The following is a 22,796-nucleotide window of genomic DNA, read 5'->3' as shown; positions in this document are numbered from 1 at the left end:
CACAAAGTAAAAGCCCGGCACACCAGCCAGAAAAACTATATCATCCATACAAATGGCGGCACCAAACCTGGTACCGCCCTTTTTATCGCGTAACAGTCTCTGACTAAATGGGTTCTCGGAATTGGATGATCCGGAACCTGCTAGCAACAAAGGCCAGATCAGCAAGACAGGCATTCCCTGCCTTGTTCATACCCGTGACATGATAATCACTGTATGCGGCTGCAAAATTAATCGGCATCCTGCCCGTCATATTGCACCACAGGGATGCCCCTGCGTCTGCAAAGGCATTCTGCGCCGCAGCAAGGTAATCAGGATCATAGCTGTAGGCATAGCTGGAGATAGCCCCGTGGTCCCGTACCATATTTGCAGCATTCGCCAGCGCTGCTTCGCTTGTCTCTTCCTTGATGATAAAAGAGATCGGCCCAAAGTGTTCCTGATCATACAGGCTGGTATCACTGGCGGGTACTTCAACAATCAACGGAGTTGCCGTGCGCGCCTTTGGAAAGTCAGGGTGCTCATAGGGCGCACTATCAAGCAAGACCTGCCCCGCTTTTTGTGCTGCCGCCCGCACATCTGAGAGTAGTGTCAGTGTCTCATCCGCCTGAATGGTTGCGCAAAGGCCCGCACACTGACGCGGCGTGGCAATATTTTTCTGAACTTTGCCCACGATCAGATCCCGCACGTCTTCATAGGAAAGTGTGCCGTCCGGTGTTTTAACGCCCGTCGCCGGGATGTGAATATTTTGCGGGCTGGTACACATTTGTGCGGAAAAACCACAAAGCGCGTTGGCAAGCCCCTGTAGCATGTCATCAACGTCCTTCAGGCTTTCGATCACGACGCCATTACAGCCAGCCGTTTCAGTATAAACGAGCTTGGTCGCAAAATTATCCTCAATCCAGGTACCGAAACGCTGGCTACCGGTATAATCAATAATCTGCACTGCATCATGCTTGAGAAGATCAATCGTAATCGGTTCCGCGCGGGTGTCAGCCGCCATGGTTACCATGTTTGGATCAAGATCGTGCTGCATAAGAAGATCCCGCGCCTTTTTAACCGCAATGGCAACCGGCAGAATACCGTTAGGATGCGGCTTCAGCACTACTGGATTACCCGTCATCAAATTTGCAAAAATCGCAGGGTAGGCATTCCAAAGCGGAAAGGTCGCGCAGCAAATGACGGCCGCAACACCCCGCGACACCGTGCGGTAGGTCTTCTTTAGTTTCACGACACCCGTTGCGCCGAAAGATTTCTCCCACTCCGCTTCTGTTGGCACATCTTTCAGGGCCTTATAGGCATAAGCAAGCGCCTCGACGCCCCGGTCAATCGCATTGGCACCGCTTCCGGAAAATGCCATCAGATAACTTTGCCCCGCCGTGTGCATCGTCGCATGGGCGTTTTCAAAACTATGGCTGTCGAAGGCAAAAGCCATCTCCAGGCACAGCCCAGCCCGTTCGTCAGCAGTGGTGTGCGCAAAAGACTGCATAGCTTTGCTTGCTGCCTCCATCATCATGTCCACATCTATGCGCGGATAGTCTATACCCAGCGGTTCCTGCGTGTAGGGGGACACTTCAAATCCTGTTCGGCCAACGGTTCCTGGCTGCTCCAGATCAAAAGACGTACCCAGATGGGCTTCAAATGCCTCCTTCCCTGCACGAACTTTGTCCGTACCATGAATTTTGGAACTTGGAGATTCAACAAATGGAGAGAAAAAAGACCGTGTCCTGCAGGCATCAAGCGCCTTATCGAGAGTATCTTTGTGGGCTTCAAACAGGGCTGCCAAACTCATAGTCACATCTCCAATCAAGTTAGTTCGTTAATGCAAGTTAATGAGTGTTCCCGATCACTGCAAGGGTAATCATGAATCAAATGCACAAAAGTAACGCTTATTAAAACTTCTCCGAAGAAAACCTTGAATCAGTTTACTTTCAAAACTAGACTCAGGGGTAAATAAGGATGAAGTATCCATGTCATCAGAAAAATACATACGAGCCTGTTCAATCTGGCGTGCCCTGGAAATAGTTGGCGACGTACCAACCTTACTAATTCTGGAAAGTTCGTTTCTGCGCGTTACCCGGTTTGATCAATTTTTAAAACGGACCGAAATTCTGCGCACACTTCTAAGTGACCGCCTGCGTAAACTTGTTAACGCTGGTTGTCTGGAAAAGAAGCTCTACTGCGAAAAACCGAAACGGTATGAATATGTCCTGACGAAAAAAGGTCTGGGGCTATATAATACTGCCCTGATGATGTTGCGGTGGGAAAACAAATGGGGTGCGAACAGTCAGAAAATTCAGGTAACGCTGACACACAGTACATGTGGGAAGAATTTTCAACCTGCCCCTGCCTGTGACCAGTGTCATGAAGAATATACAGCGCGTGACATTGAATGGAAAGAAGGCCCCGGCAACGGCATGGTGCCGCTGAACTATCAACGCAGACGCCAGCAAACCAGCAGTGCGCAGGAACGGCAAAATGCCACCACACTCCTTGATACCATCACACGCATCATTGGCGACAGATGGGCAACGTTGATCATCCGGTCATGTTTCACTGGCATCAATACATATGATGAAATGCTGGAAGATACCGGCATGGCAACAAATATCCTTGCCAATCGCCTGAAAATGCTAACCGATGATGGTTTCCTTTCCAAGAAGACCTATCAGACACGCCCCAACCGATACCGCTACAAATTGACGGACAAGGGGCTGGATATTTATCCGATTTTAATGACCCTGCTAGAATGGGGCGAAACATGGTACAGCTTTGAAGCCGGACCGCCTCTGATACTGTCCCACAAGGCCTGCGGCAAGGAAATGAAACAGGAAGTTATCTGTTCCGAATGCCGCGAAGTCATCACACCGGACGAGGTTGAATTCACCGTGATAGAAGCCTCCACCGGAGACGAGACAGCGTCTACAACCGAAACCACCCTGAAAAACGCTGTCTAAAACTTCTTTAGCAGTGAAATGTACCCAAGAAAAAAGCCCGACAAAGTCGGGCTTAGGTGTTTTGGAAACCAGATTACTTCCTAGTTTTTAATAGTCTCGCCCGGTACCCAGCAAGCATGGAAGCCCATTGGGATTCGCTGCGGGATCACAACCCGGCAGATAGGCCCCTGATCAATCTTATGGGGATCAAAAATGTGCAGTTCTGTCCGTCCATCCTGATTCATATCCTCGACAAAGGTCATCACATAACCATCGTCTTCTTCAGTTGCACCAATCCTAGGGGCAAATACCGGTTCGCTGGCATAGACATTTTTATCGTACATATATTCTGTACGGTTACCTGTATCGGTTTCATACCGAATGATCCCACCCATGCGAAGCGGCTCACCCTGCGGGATGAAAACACAGTAAGAATATTTGTTTTTCTTACCCTGGAAATACTGGTTAATGGTTGGGAACTCGACGCACTGGTCGTCAATCACCCCTTCGGTTGTCTCCCCTGTTTTCAGGTTAAACCGGTAGCGGTAATACTGTGCATCCATCGCGCCCCACGCCAGCAAAGACGCATATTTCGTATCACCAATACGCGCATCATCCGGTGGGCACGGCGTCTGCATCCGGCAAACATCGTGAACGATTTCATCGCCTTCTTCCCAGCTATTAATCACGTGATAGATATACCCGGGCTCTGCTTCAAACCACTGGATATCCTCATTGGTGCCAAGACGCGGCAACACGCCAAACCGACTTGGATTTTCCGGGAAGAAACAGACTTTATGGATATCACGCTTCAACAGTTCCGGATCCCAGTACAGGGGCAGGTCATGCAGGATCACATAATTATCAGTGATACCCATATCATGCGGCAAACGCGCTGCCGGCAGATCAATTTCCGTGAAATGCTTTTTCGTACCATCAGGATTAAGCACACCGTAGGTCATGTATGGCGGCTTTGTGTGATAATCAAAAAAGTAGAATTCGCCAGTGTGCAAATCCGTCCGCGAATGCGCAGATATCAGGCGCGCATCCATCGCGTCCATGTCTATAATGGATTCAGTTTCCAGCGTGATTGGGTCAACCAGATACGGTTCTCCACACTGGTAGAACATGCACAGCACCTTACCGCCAAATGGCACAACGTCGGTGTTAGCAACGTCTTTCAGGTTATCGTCGGACCCCCACATTTCAGGGAGGGTGCGGTCAGGCATTTCAAGTAGTCCCGGCCACAGCGCTTTACCTGCCTCACGCTCCATTTCAAGCGCGCGGGTTTTGGTCCAGCGGTTTTTATAAACGGCTTTGCCGTCTTTCAACTGCATCGCATGCAGCATGCCGTCGCCGTCAAAAATATGATAGCGGCCACGCGGCTGAAACTGTGGGTTGGGACCGTTGCGGACATAGACACCATCAATATCTGCGGGCAATGTCCCGATAACTTCCATATCCGTTGCATTGATCTCTGTACCGATGGGCTCGTAACCACCTTCCAGCAGAGGATTAGTATCGCTATCAATATATAGCGGAATATCAGTGACTATTTCTTTCATCTTTCCCTCCTACAAACACTCTCGTAAATCACGTTGCAATCGCACAGTGCGGCAAATCAACGGCTGCCTGATACTGTGCTTTCAATTCATCAATTATGTCGGCGATTGGCCTAACCTTGGTCACGGTACCTACCCCGTGCCCCGCGGACCAAATATCACGCCAGGCTTTGACCTGATTTTCAGAATCGCTGAAATCCGGCCCGGCCTTCTTGCCCAGGTTATCTGGATCTAGGCCCATTTTGAGCAGGCTTTCACGCAGATAATAAGCGTGCGCGCCGGTCAGGGCATTCGACAGAACCAAATCTTCAAACTCGGCCGCCAAAATCATCTCTTTATAGGTGCTGTCAGCAAGGCTTTCCTCTGCCGCAATAAAACTTGTGCCCATGGACGCAATATTGGCACCCAGTACTTCGGCCGCGCGGATACCGCCACCATTACAGATACTGCCGCCCAAAATGACCGGGCCACTGAAAAATTCACGTACGGCAGAAACAAGCGCAAAGCCAGACATATGCCCTGTGTGCCCACCGGCGCCTGCCCCAACAAGCACCAGCCCGTCCGCCCCTGCTGCGACAGCTTTTTTCGCATAGGGAACACTGTTCACATCGGCAAAAACCAGCCCACCATACGCATGAACCACCTCAATAACCGGCTTGGGACTGCCCAGCGCTGTAATCACTACGGGCGGTTGATACTTGGCGATAAGTTCCAGTTCTGCCGACAACCGTCCATAAGACGAATGCGCCACCATGTTTGCAGCAAACGGCGCAGGCGGACAATCGGGGTTTTCGGTGGTCCATTTCTGCAATGTCTTTGTGATCTGGCTTAACCAGTCATCCAACACATCAATTGTGCGGGCATTCGGAAACGGAAAGGTACCCATGACCCCTTCTTTGCAGGCCCCTAAAACCAGATCAGGACCAGACACCAGAAACATCGGCGCCACCATCAACGGCAGTTTCATTCCAGAAAATATTTCAGATGAAGAGGAACCAGCACTCATAAATTCTTATCCGTAACTTTTATAACTAAACCTACTTAGGTTATACCTGCCATCAAAAGGCTTTGCAACCAGAAACTGCTGATTTTCTGGTGTTTTTTGCCTGATTTTGACCCCCTGAAACAAGAAACCCCGCTGCGATACAGCGGGGCTCCAGAACGTACAGATAATCCTCTACCCTAGAAGTGAGCAGTGAAGGATACTCCGTATGTGCGTGGGGGGCCGAATAGGGAGAAGCCCGAACCCACGAAGGGGATCACGTGTGTTTGATAATCTTTATTGGTCAGATTTTTACCCCATAGCGCCACTTCATACTGGTTTTCCTTGAATGCATAGGCAATCCGGGCATCAAGAAGACCAAGGGACGGGATATTGGATTCGGCTGGTGGCTGACCACCCTCCGGGGTAAAGCCCCGGTTATACTCATCACGCCACTGATAATCTGCGCGAACACTGATTTCACCACCATCAAGCTGACGGGACCAATCAACATACAGATTATAGGACCAGGTCGGTGAAACCGAAAGATCGGAGCCTGCGAACATGCCAATGGACGTTTCCTTCAGATTGGTATGAAGGTAGGAACCGTTTGCCCCAATCTCTAGCTCAGGTGTTACAGCCGCAGCCAGTTCAACCTCTGCACCGTAGTTTTTGGCAGTGCCGGAGAATGTCTGCAGACGCAGTTCCGGTGTCAGCTGGAAAAGCTGCAAATTGCTGTAATCCATCAGGAATGCCGCTACGTTCAAACGCACCCGCTTGTCCATCAGGTCAGACTTGATACCAATTTCATAGTTCCATAGACGCTCTGGCGGCTGGGCCGTTACAGCAACTACCGGGTCATTTGGCTGGCTCGGGAACATCCCGGATTTATACCCGCGGGAAACTGTTCCATAATAAAGAACATTGTCAGACTTATATTCAAGCGAGATCTTACCTGTCAGAGCGTCCCAGCTATCGCTTGCTGACACGTCAAATGGCGCTGCAAGAAGTGGCAAACCTGGAACCGGGTCACTGCCATCATTGTCGGTAGTCACCTGATTAACTGATTTTTTGTCATGCGTGTAGCGCAGACCACCCGTGATCTGGAAATTCTCTGAGATAGGATACGTTGTTTCGGCAAAAGCCGCATAGCTGTGTGTTTTCACATCCTGCAGGAAGGATACATCACCACCCAGAACCGGCGGGAAAATAACAGCTGCCTCAGTTACAAAACGCTCAGTCCTGTCCACAGATTCTGTGAAGTAATAGAGACCCGCAACCCACTTGACCATTTCTTCAGGCTTCGAGGAGAGGCGCAGTTCCTGACTGAACTGGGAAGCCTTCTCGTCTGCATAATCATCATTTTTCAACACCCACGGTTTTTCCGGGTTGCCGAACTCAAGGCCACCCAAATCTTCAAACCAGCTGTAATCTGTTTCGCGGTATGCAGAAATCGATGTTAGAGTCGCCCAGTCCATTTCCTGTTCGTATTTTGCCATGATGCCGCCCATGTCTCGCTTCTGGAAACTATCTGGGTTGGCATAACTTTTACGAATGGATGTGCCGTCCGGGAACTGCAACTTGATAAAGGCATCCAGCGGCGCCAATGACGGGAATGGCACCCGCGCATTACCACCGTTATCGTCTTTGGAATAATCCGTACTGATCAACAGGCTGGTTGTGTCGCTAGGCTCGAACATAAACTGAAGGCGCGCACTGAAGTTTTCCGCGTCCATCAACTCGTCACCGGTCAGAATATTTTCCGAATAACCGTCATGCTTGCGGTATGCGAGCGACAGCTTGGCTGCCACAGTCTCGGTCAGGCCGCCGTTAAAGACTGCTTTCGCCTGCATAGAATCGTAATTACCGTAGCTAAGGAATACTTTAGAGTATGCTTCCTGACTTGGCTTTTTCGTAATAATATTGACCGCGCCGCCAGAAGTATTTCGGCCATAAAGCGTACCTTGCGGACCACGCAGAACTTCCACACGTTCCAGATCGAAAAAGTCAAACGCGCCAGAACCGGGGCGGGCGTTATAGACTTCATCAACAAATACCGGGACCGTTGGGTCACTTGCAGCCGAATCAGACGAAGACCCAACACCCCGGATCGTGAACTGCGGCTCCCCAAGATTAAACTGGGTCATATTGAAGTTAGGCGTGCGGCTAACAACGTCGGTTACATCAACCGCATTGATTTTATCCAGATCGTTGCCATTAAAAGCAGAAATTGCGATCGCAACATCCTGAATACTTTCAGCACGCTTCTGGGCTGTAACCGTAATTTCCTCAAGCGAGAAGGAAGCCTCACCACCCTGATTTTGCGCAACCGCTGGAACAACACCAGCGAAGACAGCAGCCGTCAGTGCGGTCGTGCCAAATAATTTAGATACAGTAATCATGTAAACTCTCTCCCTGTAAAGTCCGGCCATTTCCCTAAGGCCGGAGTCAGAAAGCTTTCCCGAACTTTCTGAATCTCAAAACACTTGATCACATCTTAGTACTATTATGCAAGTGATTACTTTTACAATAGTACTAAGGTTGCAATTTTTATCTATTTTTCCGACATCGGCTCTGCCTGCAGCGGGTACGGACGCAGATTAGCCCGCTTGGTACGCGCTGACGGATCTGAAGCCTTTGCCGGAATTGACTCTGGGGCTATTCCGTCCTCTACCCACTGCTCCAGCGCAGCGATGGGATCAAAACTGTCCGGACCGGCGCCTGGCATTTCCCAACAATGCCCGTATCCCGGCACAGTAAAATAGCGGTAGAAATCCCGAATGGCGTCATAACCACCCATCTTGTCAGCGACTGCACTGTAATAGGCGGTGCTGTTCTCTGGCAGGACTAGCGGGTCTGCAAGACCGTGCCACATCAAATATTTTCCGCCTGCGTCGCGAAAATCGGATAAATCCGGATCTGTTGCATCAACCAGCTTTCCGCGGTTCTGCAACAAAGCGGGATGGGCATCAAAATCAAAATCGGCAGCCGTATAGTTTTCCACTGGCAACGTTTCAAAACCTATGTATTTTGTGTAGCTGTATCCAAGCGCGGTCCCCGGCGCCATTCCTTTGTCACCGTCCAGGAACCAGACATAGAGGAAGCGTTCAGACCCGGGCGGCACCCCCGGATACAGTTGCTCGCCTTTTGAATTTTGTGGACCCTGATACCATTTTTTCAAAACATCTTTCTGTGCAGCCGAAAAACAAGCTTTGCCGCCATCCTCGCATGTCGGCAGGACACCCAAGTCAACTTCACAGCCATAGGGATCAGAAATCAGGCCGTCTTCACGGCCGTCAACACCGTCACACTGCCGCATAACTTCTGCTTCCAGCAGCTTGATTTTGTCCATGCCGAAATTGGCCCGTGTTAAAATACGTTCGCCGCCAGCATCCGAGTTGGCCTGATAAATCCAAGGCCCATACACACCGCCAGAGTTCGTCAGATCGAGCACTCCGGCTCCGCCTAAAATCCCGTCAAACAAATCCGGATATACCTGCGCCGTCATGGCCGCCATCCGTCCGCCGTTTGAGCAGCCAGAAAAATATGCACGGTCCAGCGCCTCAGCACCGTAGTATGCCTTCGCAAGTGCCGTACCAGCCGCGTGCGCAAATTTCACACCCGTCCGCGCATACACTTCCAAAGCTTCCGGATTGTCTTTGGCCCAGGACGCATCACCAAGCCAGCCCTTGTGGCCATTATCTGTTGTCAGCGCTGCATAGCCTTTTTTCAGCGCTTCATTAATTCCGTTTGAAAATCCCGGCTTGTCAGCCAGTACAGACCCGCAAAAGCCGCCGCAGCCAGATTGGAAATATTTCCCGTTCCAGTCAGTAAGGGGCAGACGTGCTTCAAACCCTATATTGGGTGCAATCGTGCCCTGCACCCTGCAATGGTCCGGCAATGCTTCATTGTCTGTGGATGCCGTACTGCTGCTGATTTCAACACCGGTTATTTTCGCGTCGGCAAATGCCTCACAGCGGTCAGTCAGGCCTGAGACGTCACCCATATCTTGCGGTACATCACTGGCAAATGCTGCGCCAATACTAACGGCAGCTACAGACACCGACATCATTGCCGGTATAAGTTTTTTGGATACTCTCTTTTTCGCGTTCATGCGACACTTCCCCTTGCCACATCTCTACACTAACTTGCGTAAAGAAACTATGTATGTATAGCGGGTCATGAAGTAACTTGCAATACGATACTTAATCAGTTTATGGTTTGCCTGATTTCAATGGTATCAGCAGTTAAAAAGGGATGGGGACATGTCCATGGTTATTGAATTTTATTTCGATTTTTCATCAGCTTATTCATATATTGCCCAAGGGATAATCGAAGAAACAGCCGCAAGACACAATGTTACGACAAAATGGAAACCATTTCTGCTAGGGCCTGTTTTCCAGGCAATTGGTGCCGCACCGGCATCTCCAAAAACACCAAAAGGCAAATATCTGTTTCATGATGTCGCCCGCTGTGCACGGGCCCACGGTATGCCGTTCGCAATGCCAAAACAGTTTCCCTTCAACAGCGTTGCTGCCGGGCGTGCATTTTATGCCATTGATGCGGTGGATCCGGCGCAGGCTGTCGCCTTCGCACGGGCCGTCTTCACTGCTGCCTATAAAGGCGAAGAAGATGTATCATCGCCCGAGGTTTTAGCAGCTATCCAAAAAACCCTTGGTCTGGAAGTTGATATAACAGAAGCTGCCAAGACGGCACTGAAGGACGCTACACAGGAAGCACAGGACCTGGGGGTGTTCGGCGCTCCGACCCTTAAAGTAGGGGACGAGATTTTCTGGGGTGCAGACCGGCTGGAGCAAGCTGCAAAATGGGCCTCAACCGGCGGCTGGTAAAGGGTCTGGCTGTCTCTCGGCAGATACCGCACGACATTAATGTAAGATCACAATCCCATCAGGAGGGAACACCATGAACAACACAGTATATATTCTCGGCGGTCATCAAACCGACTTTGCCCGTAACTGGTACCGTGAAGGACTGGAAATTTTTGATTTGTTCAAGGAAACTCTTGAACAGGGTCTGCATGCAACCGGCATTGATGCAGCGGATGTTGAAGCGGCTCATGTGGGTAACTTTACAGCCGAACTTTTCTGCAACCAGGGGCATCTGGGCGGCTTTTTTGCCGAGGCAAACCCCAAAATGGCAGGTATTGCGACCGGACGACACGAGGCGGCCTGTGCATCATCCAGCATTGCCATGATGGCCGCCAGCGCAGAAATTGAAGCGGGCAGATACGGACTGGTCGCCGTGCTGGGCATTGAAATTATGCGCAACGTCCCCGGTGATCAGGCTGCCCTGAATATTGGCGGACCGGCCATGTGGGCAGGTCATGAATGTCAGGATATCAAGTATCCATGGCCGCACATGTTTTCCACCCTCGGGCAGGAGTATCAAAGACGCTACGGCCTGAAATATGAACATCTGGCGGGCATTGCGGACATCAACTTTGCCAACGCCCGCAAGAACCCCAATTCCCAAACACGGAAATGGGCCTTCACCCCGGAAAGTTTCACGGAAAATGATGAAGCCAACCCCGTTATTGACGGTATCATCCGCCGACAAGACTGCGGCCAGGTAACAGACGGTGCCGCCATTGTTTTCCTCGCAAATGAACGTACGGCCGAAAAATATGCAAAACAGCATAATATCGCGCTGTCAGACATCCCCCGTATTAAAGGGTGGGGACACCGGACGGCCGCCATTTCCTATGCCAGTAAAATTGCCGAAGGCACGACGACTAATTCGCCCTATATCTTCCCCCACGTCCACGCAGCCATTCAGGATGCGCTTGGGCGTGCCGGCTGCAAAGACGTGTTTGATCTGGATGCGATCGAAACGCACGACTGCTTCACCACCACAGAATATATGGCCATTGACCATTTTGGCATAACTGCCCCCGGCGAAAGCTGGAAAGCAGTCGAAGACGGCACTATCAGCATGACGGGCAGGCTGCCGATTAACCCGTCCGGTGGTTTGATCGGTCTGGGCCACCCTGTGGGGGCGACAGGGGCGCGCATGGTACTGGATGCCTATAAGCAAGTCACCGGCGCCGCCGGGGACTATCAGGTGGACGGTGCCAAAAATGTTGGCACGCTGAATATCGGTGGCAGTGCCACCACCACCGTCAGCCTTGTAATTGGAACAGGAGAATAATGACATGACTGATCTAAGCACAGACAAGCTGCTGGGTACATGGGACCTTCTGTCATGGACACGGGTTGCTGGCGACGGCACAGTCACCTACCCTTACGGCGAAAAGGCAAAAGGACGTCTGATCTATGATCCATCCGGCCAGATGTGCGGGTTTCTGATGGACCCGGACTATGCCCATATCGAAGGGGTGCCGCCACGTCCGATGGTGCTGTCTTATGTCGGGCATTACAGCCTGCACGGCGATGTGGTTCACCATGATATTGAACTGTCTTCGGTACCCAACCTTATCGGAGAGACTGTCCGCAGAAAAGCATCACTGGACGGGGACCGTATGACGCTGACCACCCTAACGTCCAAAGGCAGAGACGACAGAGAAAGTCACTATATTCTCAAGTGGAAAAAAGTTTAGTCCAGAATTTCTGAGGTTTTCTGCGGATTTCTGACGATCCGGTCCACTTTACTCGCACACAGCTCAGTGCTACTCTCCCCCCTCGTCAAATCTGCTTGCACGGGTAATCAGCAAGCGGAAAAAACAGGGGGGATACCACGATGAAATCAACGTTCATACGTTCGGCGCTTATGACATCGGCACTTGTACTGTCTGCGTCACACCTAGGCGGTTTTGCAGCGAGTGCAGCCGACAGCAATCCATTTACAAATTTAAAACCACGCGAGATTGGCCCGGCGCACACGTCCGGACGTATTTCCGACTTTGCCTTTCACCCAGAAAAATCCAACATTTTCTATGTTGCAACATCTTCGGGCGGCGTCTGGAAAACGCTTGATAACGGGATCAGCTGGACACCCATTTTTGATACATACGGTTCATATGCGACCGGTGTTATTGAGATGGACCCAAATGATACCAACACCCTGTGGCTTGGTACCGGGGAAAACAATGCCCAGCGGTCAGTCGCAAACGGCGACGGTGTCTATAAATCCATCGATGGCGGCAAGTCATGGACCAACATGGGCCTGAAAGACAGCGGCCATATCGGGCAGATTTGGATCAACCCCGACGATAGCAATCATGTGTTGGTCGCTGCACAAGGCAATCTATGGGACAAAGGCGGGGACCGCGGTCTGTACAGCACGACCGATGGCGGCAAATCCTGGACCCGTATTCTGGAGATTGACGACCATACAGGCATCAACGAATTTGTCGTTGACCCAAATGACCCTGACACAATTGTCGCCAGCAGCTATCAGCGCAGACGACATGTCTGGACCCTGATCAACGGCGGACCCGGCAGCGGTATCCAGCGAACAACAGACGGCGGCAAGACCTGGACTAAAATTACATCGGGACTACCCGGCGGAGATCTGGGTCGGATTGGGCTGGCAGCCGCACCGTCTGAACCCGGTCTGATCTATGCCATCATCGAAGCGGACGAAAAAGGTCGGGGCGTTTATGCGACCACAGATTTTGGTGTAAGCTGGGAGAAACGGTCCGCGCACATGACCACCAGCCCCCAATATTATAACGAGCTGTTCGTGGATCCAAAAGACGGCAACACCCTCTATTCCACCGACACTTTCACCAATGTATCCAAAGATGGTGGACGCACCTGGTCAGCCCTGAATTTCAGCAGCCGCCACGTTGACGATCATGCCATGTGGATCGACCCCGATAATACCGATCATATGTATATTGGCGGTGATGGCGGCGTCTATGAAACCTATGACGGCGGCAACAAATGGCGGCACATCCGCAATCTGCCGCTGGCGCAGTTTTACCGGATCACACCAGACAATGCAGAGCCCTTCTATAATGTGTGCGGGGGTACGCAGGATAATAATTCCCTGTGCGGTCCTTCACGAACCAATGTAGTGCACGGGATCACCAACAGTGATTGGCATATCATTCTGGGTGGCGATGGTTACAAAGCTGTCTCGGACCCCACCAATCCTGATATTGTTTATACCCAGTATCAGTATGGCGGCCTGGCACGCTACGATAAAAAGACCAAAGAACGTCTTTATATCACGCCGCAACCGAAAAGCGGCGAGAACCAGTATAAATGGAACTGGAATACACCGATCATCATCAGTCCCCATAAGTCCACCCGCATTTACTACGGCGCAGAGAAACTATTTGTGTCTGAAGATCGCGGCGATACATGGTCTGCGGTCAGCCCCGATCTGACACGCCAGATTGACCGCAATGCGCTGGACGTTATGGACCGTGTCTGGAGTGTGGACGCCATTGCCAAGAATGACAGCACGTCCATTTATGGCAGTATTATCGGCCTATCTGAAAGCCCCCTGCGTGAAGGGCTGATTTATGTCGGCACGGATGATGGCCTTATTCAGGTAACCGAGGATGGTGGACAGAACTGGCGTAAAACTGACAAATTTAAAGGCGTCCCCGACATGTCCCTGATCGAAGATGTTATCGCATCAGTGCATGATGAAAATGTCGCCTATAGTGTCATTGACAACCATAAACGCGGCGATTTCAAACCCTATGTCCTGAAAACAACAGACAAGGGAAAGTCATGGAAGATGATCAGCGGTGATTTACCTGTTCGCGGCACCGCCCACACAATTGCCGAAGACCATGCTAATCCAAACCTGCTGTTTGTGGGTACCGAATACGGCCTGTTTTTCACCCAGAATGGCGGCGAAAACTGGCATCAGGTCAAAGGCGGTTTCCCAACCATTGCAGTCCGTGATCTGGAAATCCAGCGTCGGGAAAATGATCTGGTGATCGGCACCTTTGGACGCGGCGTGTTTATTCTGGATGATTATTCGCCCCTGCGTATCAGCGCCGAGGACGTCACCAAAGAAAATGCAACTCTGTTCCCGGTGAAAGACGCCTGGCAATTCATTGTCGGCGATAAATGGGGCATGACAGAAAAGGGATCGCTTGGTGATCAGTTCTGGCGTGCGGAGAACCCGCCATATGGCGCGATCTTTACTTATCATCTGACCGAAGGACTGCAAACAGACAAAGCGGCACGCCAGAAGGCAGATCAGGCAGCACAGAAAGAAGGGAAAGACACCCCATATCCTGACTTTGATACCCTGCGCGCCGAAGCCCGCGAAGAGGCACCAAGTGTTCTATTGACCGTGCGTGATTCTGCAGGGAATGTTGTCCGGAAACTTAACGGCAAATCCGGCAAGGGTCTGCACCGTACAGCATGGGACTTGCGTTATGATGCGCCGGATGCGGTTAATCTTTCACCGCGCCCTCGTCTGCCGTGGGAGGGTGATGTGATTGGTCCAATGGCACTGCCGGGTACTTATACTGTAACCCTCAGCACCCGTATCAAAGGCACCTTGACACAAGTCGGTGACCCACAGTCCTTTACCGTCAAAACACTGCCGCTCAGTGATGAAATCACCGAAGACCGTGCAGCGCTTCTGGACTTCCAGACCAAGACATCTGATCTACAGCGGGCTGTTATCGCAGCAAGCCGTGCGGTTCGGGACTTCGGTACCCGCATCAGCCATCTGGACACGGCGATCCTGCGGACGGCTGCGGCAACCGAGGATGATGCACAGCGCCTGCGTAACATCAAATCCGCGGTGGCGGACTTATCGGTCGCGCTGTCAGGTGACCGCGCAATCGCCAGTATCAATGAACCAACACCGCTTTCCATTCAGGGACGCATTGGCTGGATCATTTTTGCATCCTGGGGAAGCCAGTCACCTGTGTCAGGATCACACCGCGAAAGCTACGAGATCGCTGCCTCTGAGTTTACCAAGGCACAGGCTGATCTTCAGGCGATTGCCCGTGATCTTGCTGCACTTGAAGCCGAGCTTGAAAGCAAAGGTGCACCGGCAACGCCTGGCCGCATCCCTGATTGGCAGGAACAGTAAACTACCGACTATTTGAACTTGCAGGAAGGGCCACGCATACCGCGTGGCCCTTCCTTGTTTATCTGATACCTGCAGTACGTCACCAATCGCCCTTCCTGCGAGCACCAAAGTACCCTCGACACTATCCGAAAGCAGGCGCTACATTAACGTCCCGCTTTATAGCGTCACGCAAGAGGCAAATATAACAGCCACGCCCACCCCCGATGCCGTTCAGGATGATCACATGGACTGGGTGCAGATTTTAACTGCGGAAGGATCCGATAAGCCCGCCGGCTATATTGTCAGATTTAGCACCCCTTTTCTGGCAAAAACCAAGTCTGACGGCCAAGTCCGCATTCATATTCACGAGGATTTTGAACAGCATCTTAGTGAGCTTGCAGATACGACTGTTCGGGTCTGGAGCCCCCGCACCCCTTATAGGTACGCAGAATATGACTTTCAGGATGTTGTCCTGACTACAGACGCCGTCACGCACGGCTTTTTGGTTGAAATTCCGGCGACCAAGACCGCGCAGACAAACGGCCAATAAAAAACACCGGCGCTGGGCCGGTGTTTCCTCTGTTTATCGCTATCAGAACAAGGCCTATTTCCTGGCGGTTAGCACCAAGCCGTCCCGACGCGGGTCAGCGGCCCCGGCCCATGTGTCGCCTTCCTTTGCCAGTGCGTGTACCCCGCCAAAATAGGGATCATACTGGCTGTCAGAAACACCGTAGGCAGGACGATTAAGGCTGAAACCATATTTTGCCATACCGCTCAGAAGGTCCGCTGGCACCACTGGCCCCTCAACATATGCTTTACCGTCCGGCACCACATGTACGCGGTATGCTCCGACGGCTTTTTCAATATCTGCCTCTACATCAATCCAGAAGCTGCTGACCTGTGCCACTGCAGAGATGATGCGAGCGCTGCCAGGGCTTCCCAGCACCATGACAGGCGCACCGTCTTTGCGTAGAATTGCTGAGCTCATGGAACTTAACGGCATTTCCTTCGCCTTGAGCACATAAGGCGATCCGTCATCAACAAGGCGGAAAGACTGCATATAATTATTGTATAAAAATCCCAGTTCAGGATGAACAACCTTTGATCCAAAATAACTATCTATGCTTTGGGTCACAGAGACTGCATTCCCGTCTCCGTCAACGACAGAAAAGTGCGTTGTTTCTCCTGAGGCACGGTCTTCCATTAAGGACAATAGTCTTGCCGCTTCCTGTTTGGAGATTTTGACCTTCACATCATCTTCATACTCCAGAAAACCAGGAACAGGTGTATGCTTGCGGCTACCGTGCCCTATTGCCATTGCTTTCAGGAGCGCAATTCTGCGTGCTGCATCATCTGCATCCACATCCCCCTGATCCGCTGTTTCAAGACCATTCAGGATTTGCAGTACGACCCAGCCACCAAAGGGCGGCGGCAAGGTCAGAACTTCATACCCGCGGTATGTACCGGAAAGCGGTGTGACGATACGCGGCTCAGGAAAGTTCGCAAGGTCATCATAGGTGATCCAGCCCCCATTTTCGGCCATGTCAGCAGCAATTTTTCTTGCAATATCACCGGTATAAAAATCTTCGGCACCCTTTTCAGCAATCTGACGCAGTGTGTCCGCAAGGATTGGCTGCCTGAAAGTTTCGCCAACCTGATAGTCAGTGCCGTCCGGCTTGATAAAAATAGACTTTGCTTCCGCCTGTTTCTTCAGCGCGTCCCCATAGAAACGAAAGGCACGCTGACGGAACGGTCCTACGACGAACCCTTCTTCTGCATACGCAATAGACGGTGCGACAAGGTCAGCCCAGTCAATTGCACCGCTACCATAACGCTGATGTGCAAGCGAAAGAACCTTCAGCGTAGACGGAACCGTGGACGCGGTGCGTCCCTGGCGCAGCTGGTCCTTTGTAACAGTCGCAGGGATATTTGCCGGGGACCATGTCGTGCCGTGAATGACAAAAGGGTCGCCCGACTTTGGCTGAACCAGCATTACGGTCTGGCCCGCAATGCCCGAGCCCGCCGGCTCTGTCACCCCAACGGCAAGCGATACAGCAACAGCGGCATCAATGGCGTTGCCGCCCCGCTCCAGTATCTGTTGCCCGGCACGGGTTGCCTCAGGCGATGCGGAACTGACAATTCCTGCAAAGGATTTTGCATCGGTCGCCACCACGGAAAAAGGCAGCGCCAGAACAGCAAGGAAAGAACACACAATCCGGTACATAAGAAGTCTCCATTTCTCAGGACAGTTGGTGATACTGTATCGCCGCTTCCCAGCAAAAAAAACGCATCATAACTTCTGACTATGTATCTATAGCAGACGCAGGATTTACGCCCCTAAAGCGCATTATTCACATCCGTGCAAAGGCGTCTGAAACGCGACCGAACACAGTCGAGAAAATGCTTGGACGGATTGGACAGGGTACGCCCGCCAGGGAACACCGCCGTTACGGGAAGTTTAACCGGATGAGACAGTTTCTTGATCCTGACATTTGGCTCAGTGTTTGACTTGATAAGATTATGGACGGTCACCGTTTCCAACAGCGAGAAACCCAAATCACGTTTAACCAGATCCAGCGCCAGTTGATGTGAATGTACCGTTGCAACACGGTTTGGCTCCACCCCTTCCTGCAGGAGCGTATTTTCGATGGTCGTACCAAGAGGTGTAGACTGCACCGCTCCGATATAAGGCTTGTGGTTTAGGTCTGCAATATTGATCGTATCGCCTTTGATCATTGGCCAGCTGGGCGGCAATACAGCAAACAGGTCAGCAGTCCCAAGTTTTGATGTGGACAATCCGTCATAGTTTCCTGTTCCAAAAGTGAACCCAATATTATGCGTTCCTGTTCTGGCGTCCAGTTTGCGCAAAATCGCATCCGTATTATGGGTGGAAATTGACAGCGAATAATGCGGATACTGTTTAGTAAACGTCGCGATCACATCTGGAATAATCTCGAGACAGAAAGAAGCCGTGGCAGCGATACTGACATGGCCGGAGATACCGTCCCGAAGTCGGTCTGCAAGTCTATCAATTGCGGTCAAGGCCTCCTGCGCCCGTGTTGCTTCCTCAAACAGCACCCGCGCTTCGGCCGTTGGAATTAACCGCCCTCCTTCGCGCTCAAACAAACGAAAGCCAATTTTTTCTTCTGCCTGCTTGACCGTCGTTGTCACAGAAGGCTGTGAAATACCTAGTTTTTTTGCTGCACCCGTGATGCTGCCTTCGGTCATAACCGAATAAAAAACTTCTATTTGCCGAAAGTTCATAACATACCCCATCTTAATCAGCCTGATACAAGCCATATAGAGCATAACTATACTTACACCAAAAAATAATTATGCCGCAGCTTTTGTATTACCAATGCGCTGAATTTGTGCAAGATTTAGTCAGAACTTTCGCGACATTTCATAGAGTTTTCCAAGCTACTTCGGAGCGTCATGTCCAAACCTACACTTAAAACCCTGGTTAGTTTCAAGGAAGTCATCAACAGTGGCTCTGCCTCTGGTGCCGCTCAAATATTAGATGTGGCACAGTCAACGATCTCCAAACATATACTGGAACTGGAAAAATCATTGGGGATCTCCCTTTTTCACCGCGAAAACAATAATCTGGTTCCTACGTCAGAAGCCCTGCTTCTTTTAGATAAAGTGTCTGAAATACTTGAGGGTGTTGATAACTTATCCGCATTAGCCAAAGATGTGCGGTCACGGAAAAAAGGAACGCTTAGAATTTCTGCGCCGCCAAGTTTCGTCGAGGGACCGCTCGTGGACGTGCTCCACGGATTTCGCTCTGATAGGCCAGAATGTCTTATTCACCTTGATTCGCGCAGCTCTGCAACTGTGATCAGGCAGGTAGCCAATGGCGATGTTGACTTCGGTTTTGTCAAATTGCCGATAAGCCACCCAGAGCTGGTCATTATGCCCTTCATTGAATCAGGGACCGTCTGCGTGGTGCCAACATCGAATATACTGTCAAACCGATCCTTCCTGACGCCAGAAGATCTGGCGGATGAATCCCTTATCCTTCTTGGCTCCGGCGGGGCATTTCAGTCCGAACTACGACGGGAGTTCGTACGGCATTCCGTACCAATGTGCGTGAACCTTGAAACACACAGCGTTGGGGCGTCCTGCACATTTGCAAAAAAAGGCATGGGCATAGCCATAGTCAATGGCTTCTTAGCTAAAGCTTATAAAGATGAGCGCGTGCAGCTTATTCCATTCCAGCCTAACATTATGCATAGTTATGGTTTGGTTAGCCATAAAACTAGACAAAAGTCATTAATTGCTAGCGCATTCCGCGAGCATGTTAAGCAATTTACCCAAAAGCTTTAAACTTCTTTCTTTTTCCAGCCATCTTTTCGTTTAGTTCAGACAAACATTCCATTTTGGAATAATTAAATTCCTTTTCAGAAAATTATAGTTTTTATCCTCCAAATAATATTTGGGTTACCGTGGAAAATTATAAGGGGAAAGGGCGGGAAATTTTTCCTGATGCTCAAAGCCTCAATTTTCATTAGGAGGAATTATGTCAAATATTAAAAGAGCCACGGCTCTCAGAAAAACTCTGCTGCTGGGGACGGTAGCTGGCGTGGCAGCTGTCTACGCACCATCCATCTCTGCACAGGACCAAAGTGCCGACATCTCTCTTGAAGAGATTGTTGTTACAGGTTCTCACATCCGCCGCGACGGCTATGAAGCTCGGGCACCGATCAATGTGATCAACCGCTCTGACTTCACTGATCAAGGCGCTTCTACTGTTGTAGATATTGTGAAATATCTGCCAGTGAACACAGGCTCTTTCCTGACACAGGAAACAGGTAGCCTGATCGGTACTAGCCAGTTTAACATTCGCGGTCTGGGCACTGGTTCATCTCTTACTCTGATTAACGGTCGCCGCGCAGGTAAGTCTGCAACAGCAGACGGTCTTGGTAACCAGTTCTTCGACGTAAATCAGCTACCACTGTCCATGATTGAGCGTATCGACGTTCAGACTGACGGTGCCGGCGTGACCTACGGTTCCGAGGCTGTGGGTGGTGTTGTTAACATCGTAACACGTAAAGGCTTCGAAGGTTTTGAAATCTCTGGCAAGATGGCGTCATCATCGCACGATCAGTGGAATGTCTCCATTGCAACTGGTGCGAAATCTGACAAAGGGTCTATCAACCTTTATGCCACTTACTACCGCCAGACTCGTAATGACCGTTCTGATTTCCAGTGGCTGCGTGAGCGCATTGGCCCGGAACGCCCAGATGGTAACTCTGCACTGACGTCATCTTCTGGTGCGCCAGGTACATGGCAGCGTGCCCTGTTTGACGATAACGGTGTCTTCCTTGGTACATCTGGCAACACTATTCCAGATCCAGACTGTGAAGAAGCAGGTGGTATTCTCTCCGGTGGCCGTTGCCGCCACAGCTTTGAAGATCAGGTTTCCGTTATTCCAGAAGAAACTCGCATTCAGGCATTTGCTGAAGCAGAGTACAATCTGACTGACGAACTGCGTGTCTTCACTGAAATCAGCTTCTCCAACAACGAAGTTGACCGTACAAACGGCCCGAACCTTTTCAGGAACGGTCTTGCTGGCGGTAACATGTATATCCCTGCTGACCACCCGTTTAACTTCTATGTGTCAGACGGCGCAGACGGCATCATGTATATTGATCCGACACAGTGGGATAACAGCATTCACCAGGCGGTTGACCTGACATGTCAGTGTCGTCCACTCGGTGATGAATTCAACGGCGATCGTTCTGAATTCGACCGTGAATTCCGCTACAACTACTACCGTGCACTGGGCGGCGTTAACTACGAGATTAACGACAGCTGGTACATCGAAGCAGACTTCATTTACAATAAAGCCGAGCGTAGCAACCGCGCTGCATACGGTTATGTTGCATCTGAACTGAACAAGTCACTTCTGAACGGTACTTTCAACCCATTTGGTACGCGGACAACAAACCCAACACTTGTTTCCCCTAAAGACGGTGTAAGTGTTGCGGCTTTGGATTATGATGACTTTGCCAAGTGGCACCACAGAAGCCTGACAACAGCTGTTGCTGAACAGTCTGTTGCAGACCTTATCGTATCCGGTGACGCCTTCGAGATGAGCGGCGGCATGGTTGGTATCGCGTTCGGTGGTCAGTTCCGTGATGAGACATTCATCCAGCACAATGATCCACTGTCTTCTGTTGGTCTTGGCAGCACGCCAGACACAAGCCCACTGGTAATTCAGGGCTCAACGAAGGTATATGCAGTATTTGCAGAAGCACTTCTTCCTGTCACTGCTGATCTGGAAGTAACAGTTGCAGCACGTCACGAGAAATTCTCTGGCGGCGTGAAAACAACTGATCCGAAAATCGGTGCCCGCTGGCAGATGACTGACGACATTGCCCTGCGCGCGTCCTACGGTACATCCTTCCAGCTTCCAAGTGCTCGTCAGAAGTCAAGCTCCAGCAGCACGCAGTTCCTGGATGATCCAGCAATTCTGGGTGCCAACGGCAACATGACTTGTGATGGCGGTAACGCATCCAACACCACAATCAACGTTACTGGTTCAGACGATCTGCAGCCTCAGACTGCGAAGAACGTAAACGCAGGTATCGTGGTTCAGAAAGCTGGCTTCAGCGGTTCCATCGACTACTGGCGCTTTGACTATACAAACCTGATTGGTCCGGACGGCGTTGCACAGGCAATTGTTAGCGGCGAATGTAATGGCGGTGTTTTCCAAGCTGATCCACGGGTTATTCGTAGCCCATCTGGTCAGGTACGTTCTGTGAACCTGTCTAACGGTAACTTCGGTGGTGTTGTAACTGACGGTCTTGATATTCAGGCTGGTTACACATTCCCTGATAGTGACTATGGTCAGTTCGGTCTGCGTGGCTCCCTTAGCTATGTCAACAAGTTCGACGTTGACAGAGAAGGTAACGGAGACATTTGGGCAGGTGCGGGTACTCGTAACTTCGCTAACCCGTTCAACTCTGTACCACGCTGGCGCGGTAACGTTCGTTTGAACTGGAACCTGGACGTTCACAGTGCAAATGCTGCGATCCGCTACATTTCCAGCTACGAGAACGATCAGGGCACAGACAGCCCGAAAATCGGTTCTTGGGCATCAATGGACCTGCGTTACTCTTACGCAATGCCAGAGCTGTTCAATGCTGAGACTGCACGCATCTCCATCGGCGTAAACAACGTCTTCGATAAGAAGCCGCCAGCCCTTGCTGATCGTCAGCGCCCTGGGTACGACGCAACTGTCCACGATATTCGTGGCCGGATGGTGTACGCAGAGTTCTCAATCGGATTTTAATATCTGACTCTCTGGAAAGGGGAACCACGGTTCCCCTTTCTTTTCCCGAA

15 protein-coding genes are annotated in these 22,796 nt (G+C 51.0%); 8 read left to right on the top strand and 7 right to left on the bottom strand.

Features of this window, described 5'->3' with window-relative positions:
• Positions 1-103 precede the first annotated feature (103 nt).
• Positions 104-1,786, bottom strand: a complete 1,683-nt coding sequence (gene paaN / locus IE181_RS04985) for a phenylacetic acid degradation protein PaaN (RefSeq protein ID WP_191250435.1) — start codon at positions 1,784-1,786, stop codon at positions 104-106.
• 178 nt (positions 1,787-1,964) lie between these two features.
• On the opposite strand from paaN, the gene IE181_RS04980 reads away from it, so the two are divergent.
• The gene (locus IE181_RS04980; protein WP_191250434.1) at positions 1,965-2,951 is read left to right on the top strand and encodes a winged helix-turn-helix transcriptional regulator; all 987 of its coding nucleotides are present in this window, start codon (positions 1,965-1,967) and stop codon (positions 2,949-2,951) included.
• A gap of 80 nt (positions 2,952-3,031) precedes the next feature.
• Here IE181_RS04980 and IE181_RS04975 read toward each other — a convergent pair whose 3' ends face one another.
• The 4 genes from IE181_RS04975 to IE181_RS04960 all read right to left on the bottom strand — a co-directional run bounded on the left by IE181_RS04975 (position 3,032) and on the right by IE181_RS04960 (position 9,588).
• A complete protein-coding gene (locus IE181_RS04975; protein ID WP_191250433.1) occupies positions 3,032-4,495 on the bottom strand; it encodes a carotenoid oxygenase family protein in 1,464 nt (487 codons plus the stop codon).
• A 28-nt stretch (positions 4,496-4,523) separates the two neighbouring features.
• Complete coding sequence (locus IE181_RS04970) at positions 4,524-5,498, bottom strand: NAD(P)H-dependent flavin oxidoreductase (RefSeq protein WP_191250432.1); 975 nt, start codon at positions 5,496-5,498, stop codon at positions 4,524-4,526.
• Between the two features lie 176 nt (positions 5,499-5,674).
• Complete coding sequence (locus IE181_RS04965) at positions 5,675-7,876, bottom strand: TonB-dependent receptor (RefSeq protein WP_191250431.1); 2,202 nt, start codon at positions 7,874-7,876, stop codon at positions 5,675-5,677.
• 152 nt (positions 7,877-8,028) lie between these two features.
• Entirely contained in the window at positions 8,029-9,588 is a 1,560-nt protein-coding gene (locus IE181_RS04960; RefSeq protein WP_191250430.1) for a tannase/feruloyl esterase family alpha/beta hydrolase, read from the bottom strand.
• Positions 9,589-9,745: 157 nt separating this feature from the next.
• Here IE181_RS04960 and IE181_RS04955 point away from each other — a divergent pair, with 157 nt between their 5' ends.
• From IE181_RS04955 to IE181_RS04935, 5 genes are all read left to right on the top strand, one after another.
• Positions 9,746-10,324, top strand: coding sequence for a 2-hydroxychromene-2-carboxylate isomerase (locus IE181_RS04955; protein ID WP_191250429.1), 579 nt, complete (start codon positions 9,746-9,748; stop codon positions 10,322-10,324).
• Between the two features lie 73 nt (positions 10,325-10,397).
• Complete coding sequence (locus IE181_RS04950) at positions 10,398-11,642, top strand: acetyl-CoA acetyltransferase (RefSeq protein WP_191250428.1); 1,245 nt, start codon at positions 10,398-10,400, stop codon at positions 11,640-11,642.
• 4 nt (positions 11,643-11,646) lie between these two features.
• Positions 11,647-12,051 (top strand): lipocalin-like domain-containing protein, encoded by a 405-nt coding sequence (locus tag IE181_RS04945; protein WP_191250427.1) that lies wholly within the window; start codon positions 11,647-11,649, stop codon positions 12,049-12,051.
• A gap of 140 nt (positions 12,052-12,191) precedes the next feature.
• Positions 12,192-15,467, top strand: a complete 3,276-nt coding sequence (locus IE181_RS04940) for a glycosyl hydrolase (protein ID WP_191250426.1) — start codon at positions 12,192-12,194, stop codon at positions 15,465-15,467.
• A 223-nt stretch (positions 15,468-15,690) separates the two neighbouring features.
• Complete coding sequence (locus tag IE181_RS04935; protein ID WP_191250425.1) at positions 15,691-15,996, top strand: hypothetical protein; 306 nt, start codon at positions 15,691-15,693, stop codon at positions 15,994-15,996.
• Between the two features lie 54 nt (positions 15,997-16,050).
• Here IE181_RS04935 and IE181_RS04930 read toward each other — a convergent pair whose 3' ends face one another.
• Both IE181_RS04930 and IE181_RS04925 read right to left on the bottom strand, forming a co-directional pair.
• Positions 16,051-17,670: a gamma-glutamyltransferase family protein gene (locus IE181_RS04930; protein WP_191250424.1), complete on the bottom strand. Its 1,620-nt coding sequence runs from the start codon at positions 17,668-17,670 to the stop codon at positions 16,051-16,053.
• Positions 17,671-17,783: 113 nt separating this feature from the next.
• Complete coding sequence (locus IE181_RS04925) at positions 17,784-18,710, bottom strand: LysR family transcriptional regulator (protein ID WP_191250423.1); 927 nt, start codon at positions 18,708-18,710, stop codon at positions 17,784-17,786.
• Positions 18,711-18,881: 171 nt separating this feature from the next.
• Between IE181_RS04925 and IE181_RS04920 the strand changes: the two genes are divergently transcribed.
• The gene (locus IE181_RS04920) at positions 18,882-19,775 is read left to right on the top strand and encodes a LysR family transcriptional regulator (protein WP_191250422.1); all 894 of its coding nucleotides are present in this window, start codon (positions 18,882-18,884) and stop codon (positions 19,773-19,775) included.
• Between the two features lie 193 nt (positions 19,776-19,968).
• Entirely contained in the window at positions 19,969-22,746 is a 2,778-nt protein-coding gene (locus IE181_RS04915) for a TonB-dependent receptor plug domain-containing protein (protein ID WP_191250421.1), read from the top strand.
• The last annotated feature ends 50 nt before the right edge of the window (positions 22,747-22,796 follow it).

Origin of the sequence: Kordiimonas sediminis (assembly GCF_014656395.1) — a bacterium.
Lineage (GTDB): Bacteria > Pseudomonadota > Alphaproteobacteria > Sphingomonadales > Kordiimonadaceae > Kordiimonas_A > Kordiimonas_A sediminis.
The sequence above is the reverse complement of the archived record's forward strand: the minus strand, read 5'-3'. Positions and strand labels throughout refer to the sequence as shown.

Bases quoted from the DNA above. Each gene is read 5' to 3' on its own strand.
- IE181_RS04920 (WP_191250422.1), top strand. From the start codon at position 18,882: ATGTCCAAACCTACACTTAAAACCCTGGTTAGTTTCAAGGAAGTCATC.
- IE181_RS04945 (WP_191250427.1), top strand. From the start codon at position 11,647: ATGACTGATCTAAGCACAGACAAGCTGCTGGGTACATGGGACCTTCTG.
- IE181_RS04950 (WP_191250428.1), top strand. From the start codon at position 10,398: ATGAACAACACAGTATATATTCTCGGCGGTCATCAAACCGACTTTGCC.
- IE181_RS04980 (WP_191250434.1), top strand. From the start codon at position 1,965: ATGTCATCAGAAAAATACATACGAGCCTGTTCAATCTGGCGTGCCCTG.
- IE181_RS04925 (WP_191250423.1), bottom strand. From the start codon at position 18,710: ATGAACTTTCGGCAAATAGAAGTTTTTTATTCGGTTATGACCGAAGGC.
- IE181_RS04965 (WP_191250431.1), bottom strand. From the start codon at position 7,876: ATGATTACTGTATCTAAATTATTTGGCACGACCGCACTGACGGCTGCT.
- IE181_RS04955 (WP_191250429.1), top strand. From the start codon at position 9,746: ATGGTTATTGAATTTTATTTCGATTTTTCATCAGCTTATTCATATATT.
- IE181_RS04930 (WP_191250424.1), bottom strand. From the start codon at position 17,670: ATGTACCGGATTGTGTGTTCTTTCCTTGCTGTTCTGGCGCTGCCTTTT.
- IE181_RS04935 (WP_191250425.1), top strand. From the start codon at position 15,691: ATGGACTGGGTGCAGATTTTAACTGCGGAAGGATCCGATAAGCCCGCC.
- IE181_RS04940 (WP_191250426.1), top strand. From the start codon at position 12,192: ATGAAATCAACGTTCATACGTTCGGCGCTTATGACATCGGCACTTGTA.
- IE181_RS04960 (WP_191250430.1), bottom strand. From the start codon at position 9,588: ATGAACGCGAAAAAGAGAGTATCCAAAAAACTTATACCGGCAATGATG.
- IE181_RS04970 (WP_191250432.1), bottom strand. From the start codon at position 5,498: ATGAGTGCTGGTTCCTCTTCATCTGAAATATTTTCTGGAATGAAACTG.
- paaN (WP_191250435.1), bottom strand. From the start codon at position 1,786: ATGAGTTTGGCAGCCCTGTTTGAAGCCCACAAAGATACTCTCGATAAG.
- IE181_RS04975 (WP_191250433.1), bottom strand. From the start codon at position 4,495: ATGAAAGAAATAGTCACTGATATTCCGCTATATATTGATAGCGATACT.
- IE181_RS04915 (WP_191250421.1), top strand. From the start codon at position 19,969: ATGTCAAATATTAAAAGAGCCACGGCTCTCAGAAAAACTCTGCTGCTG.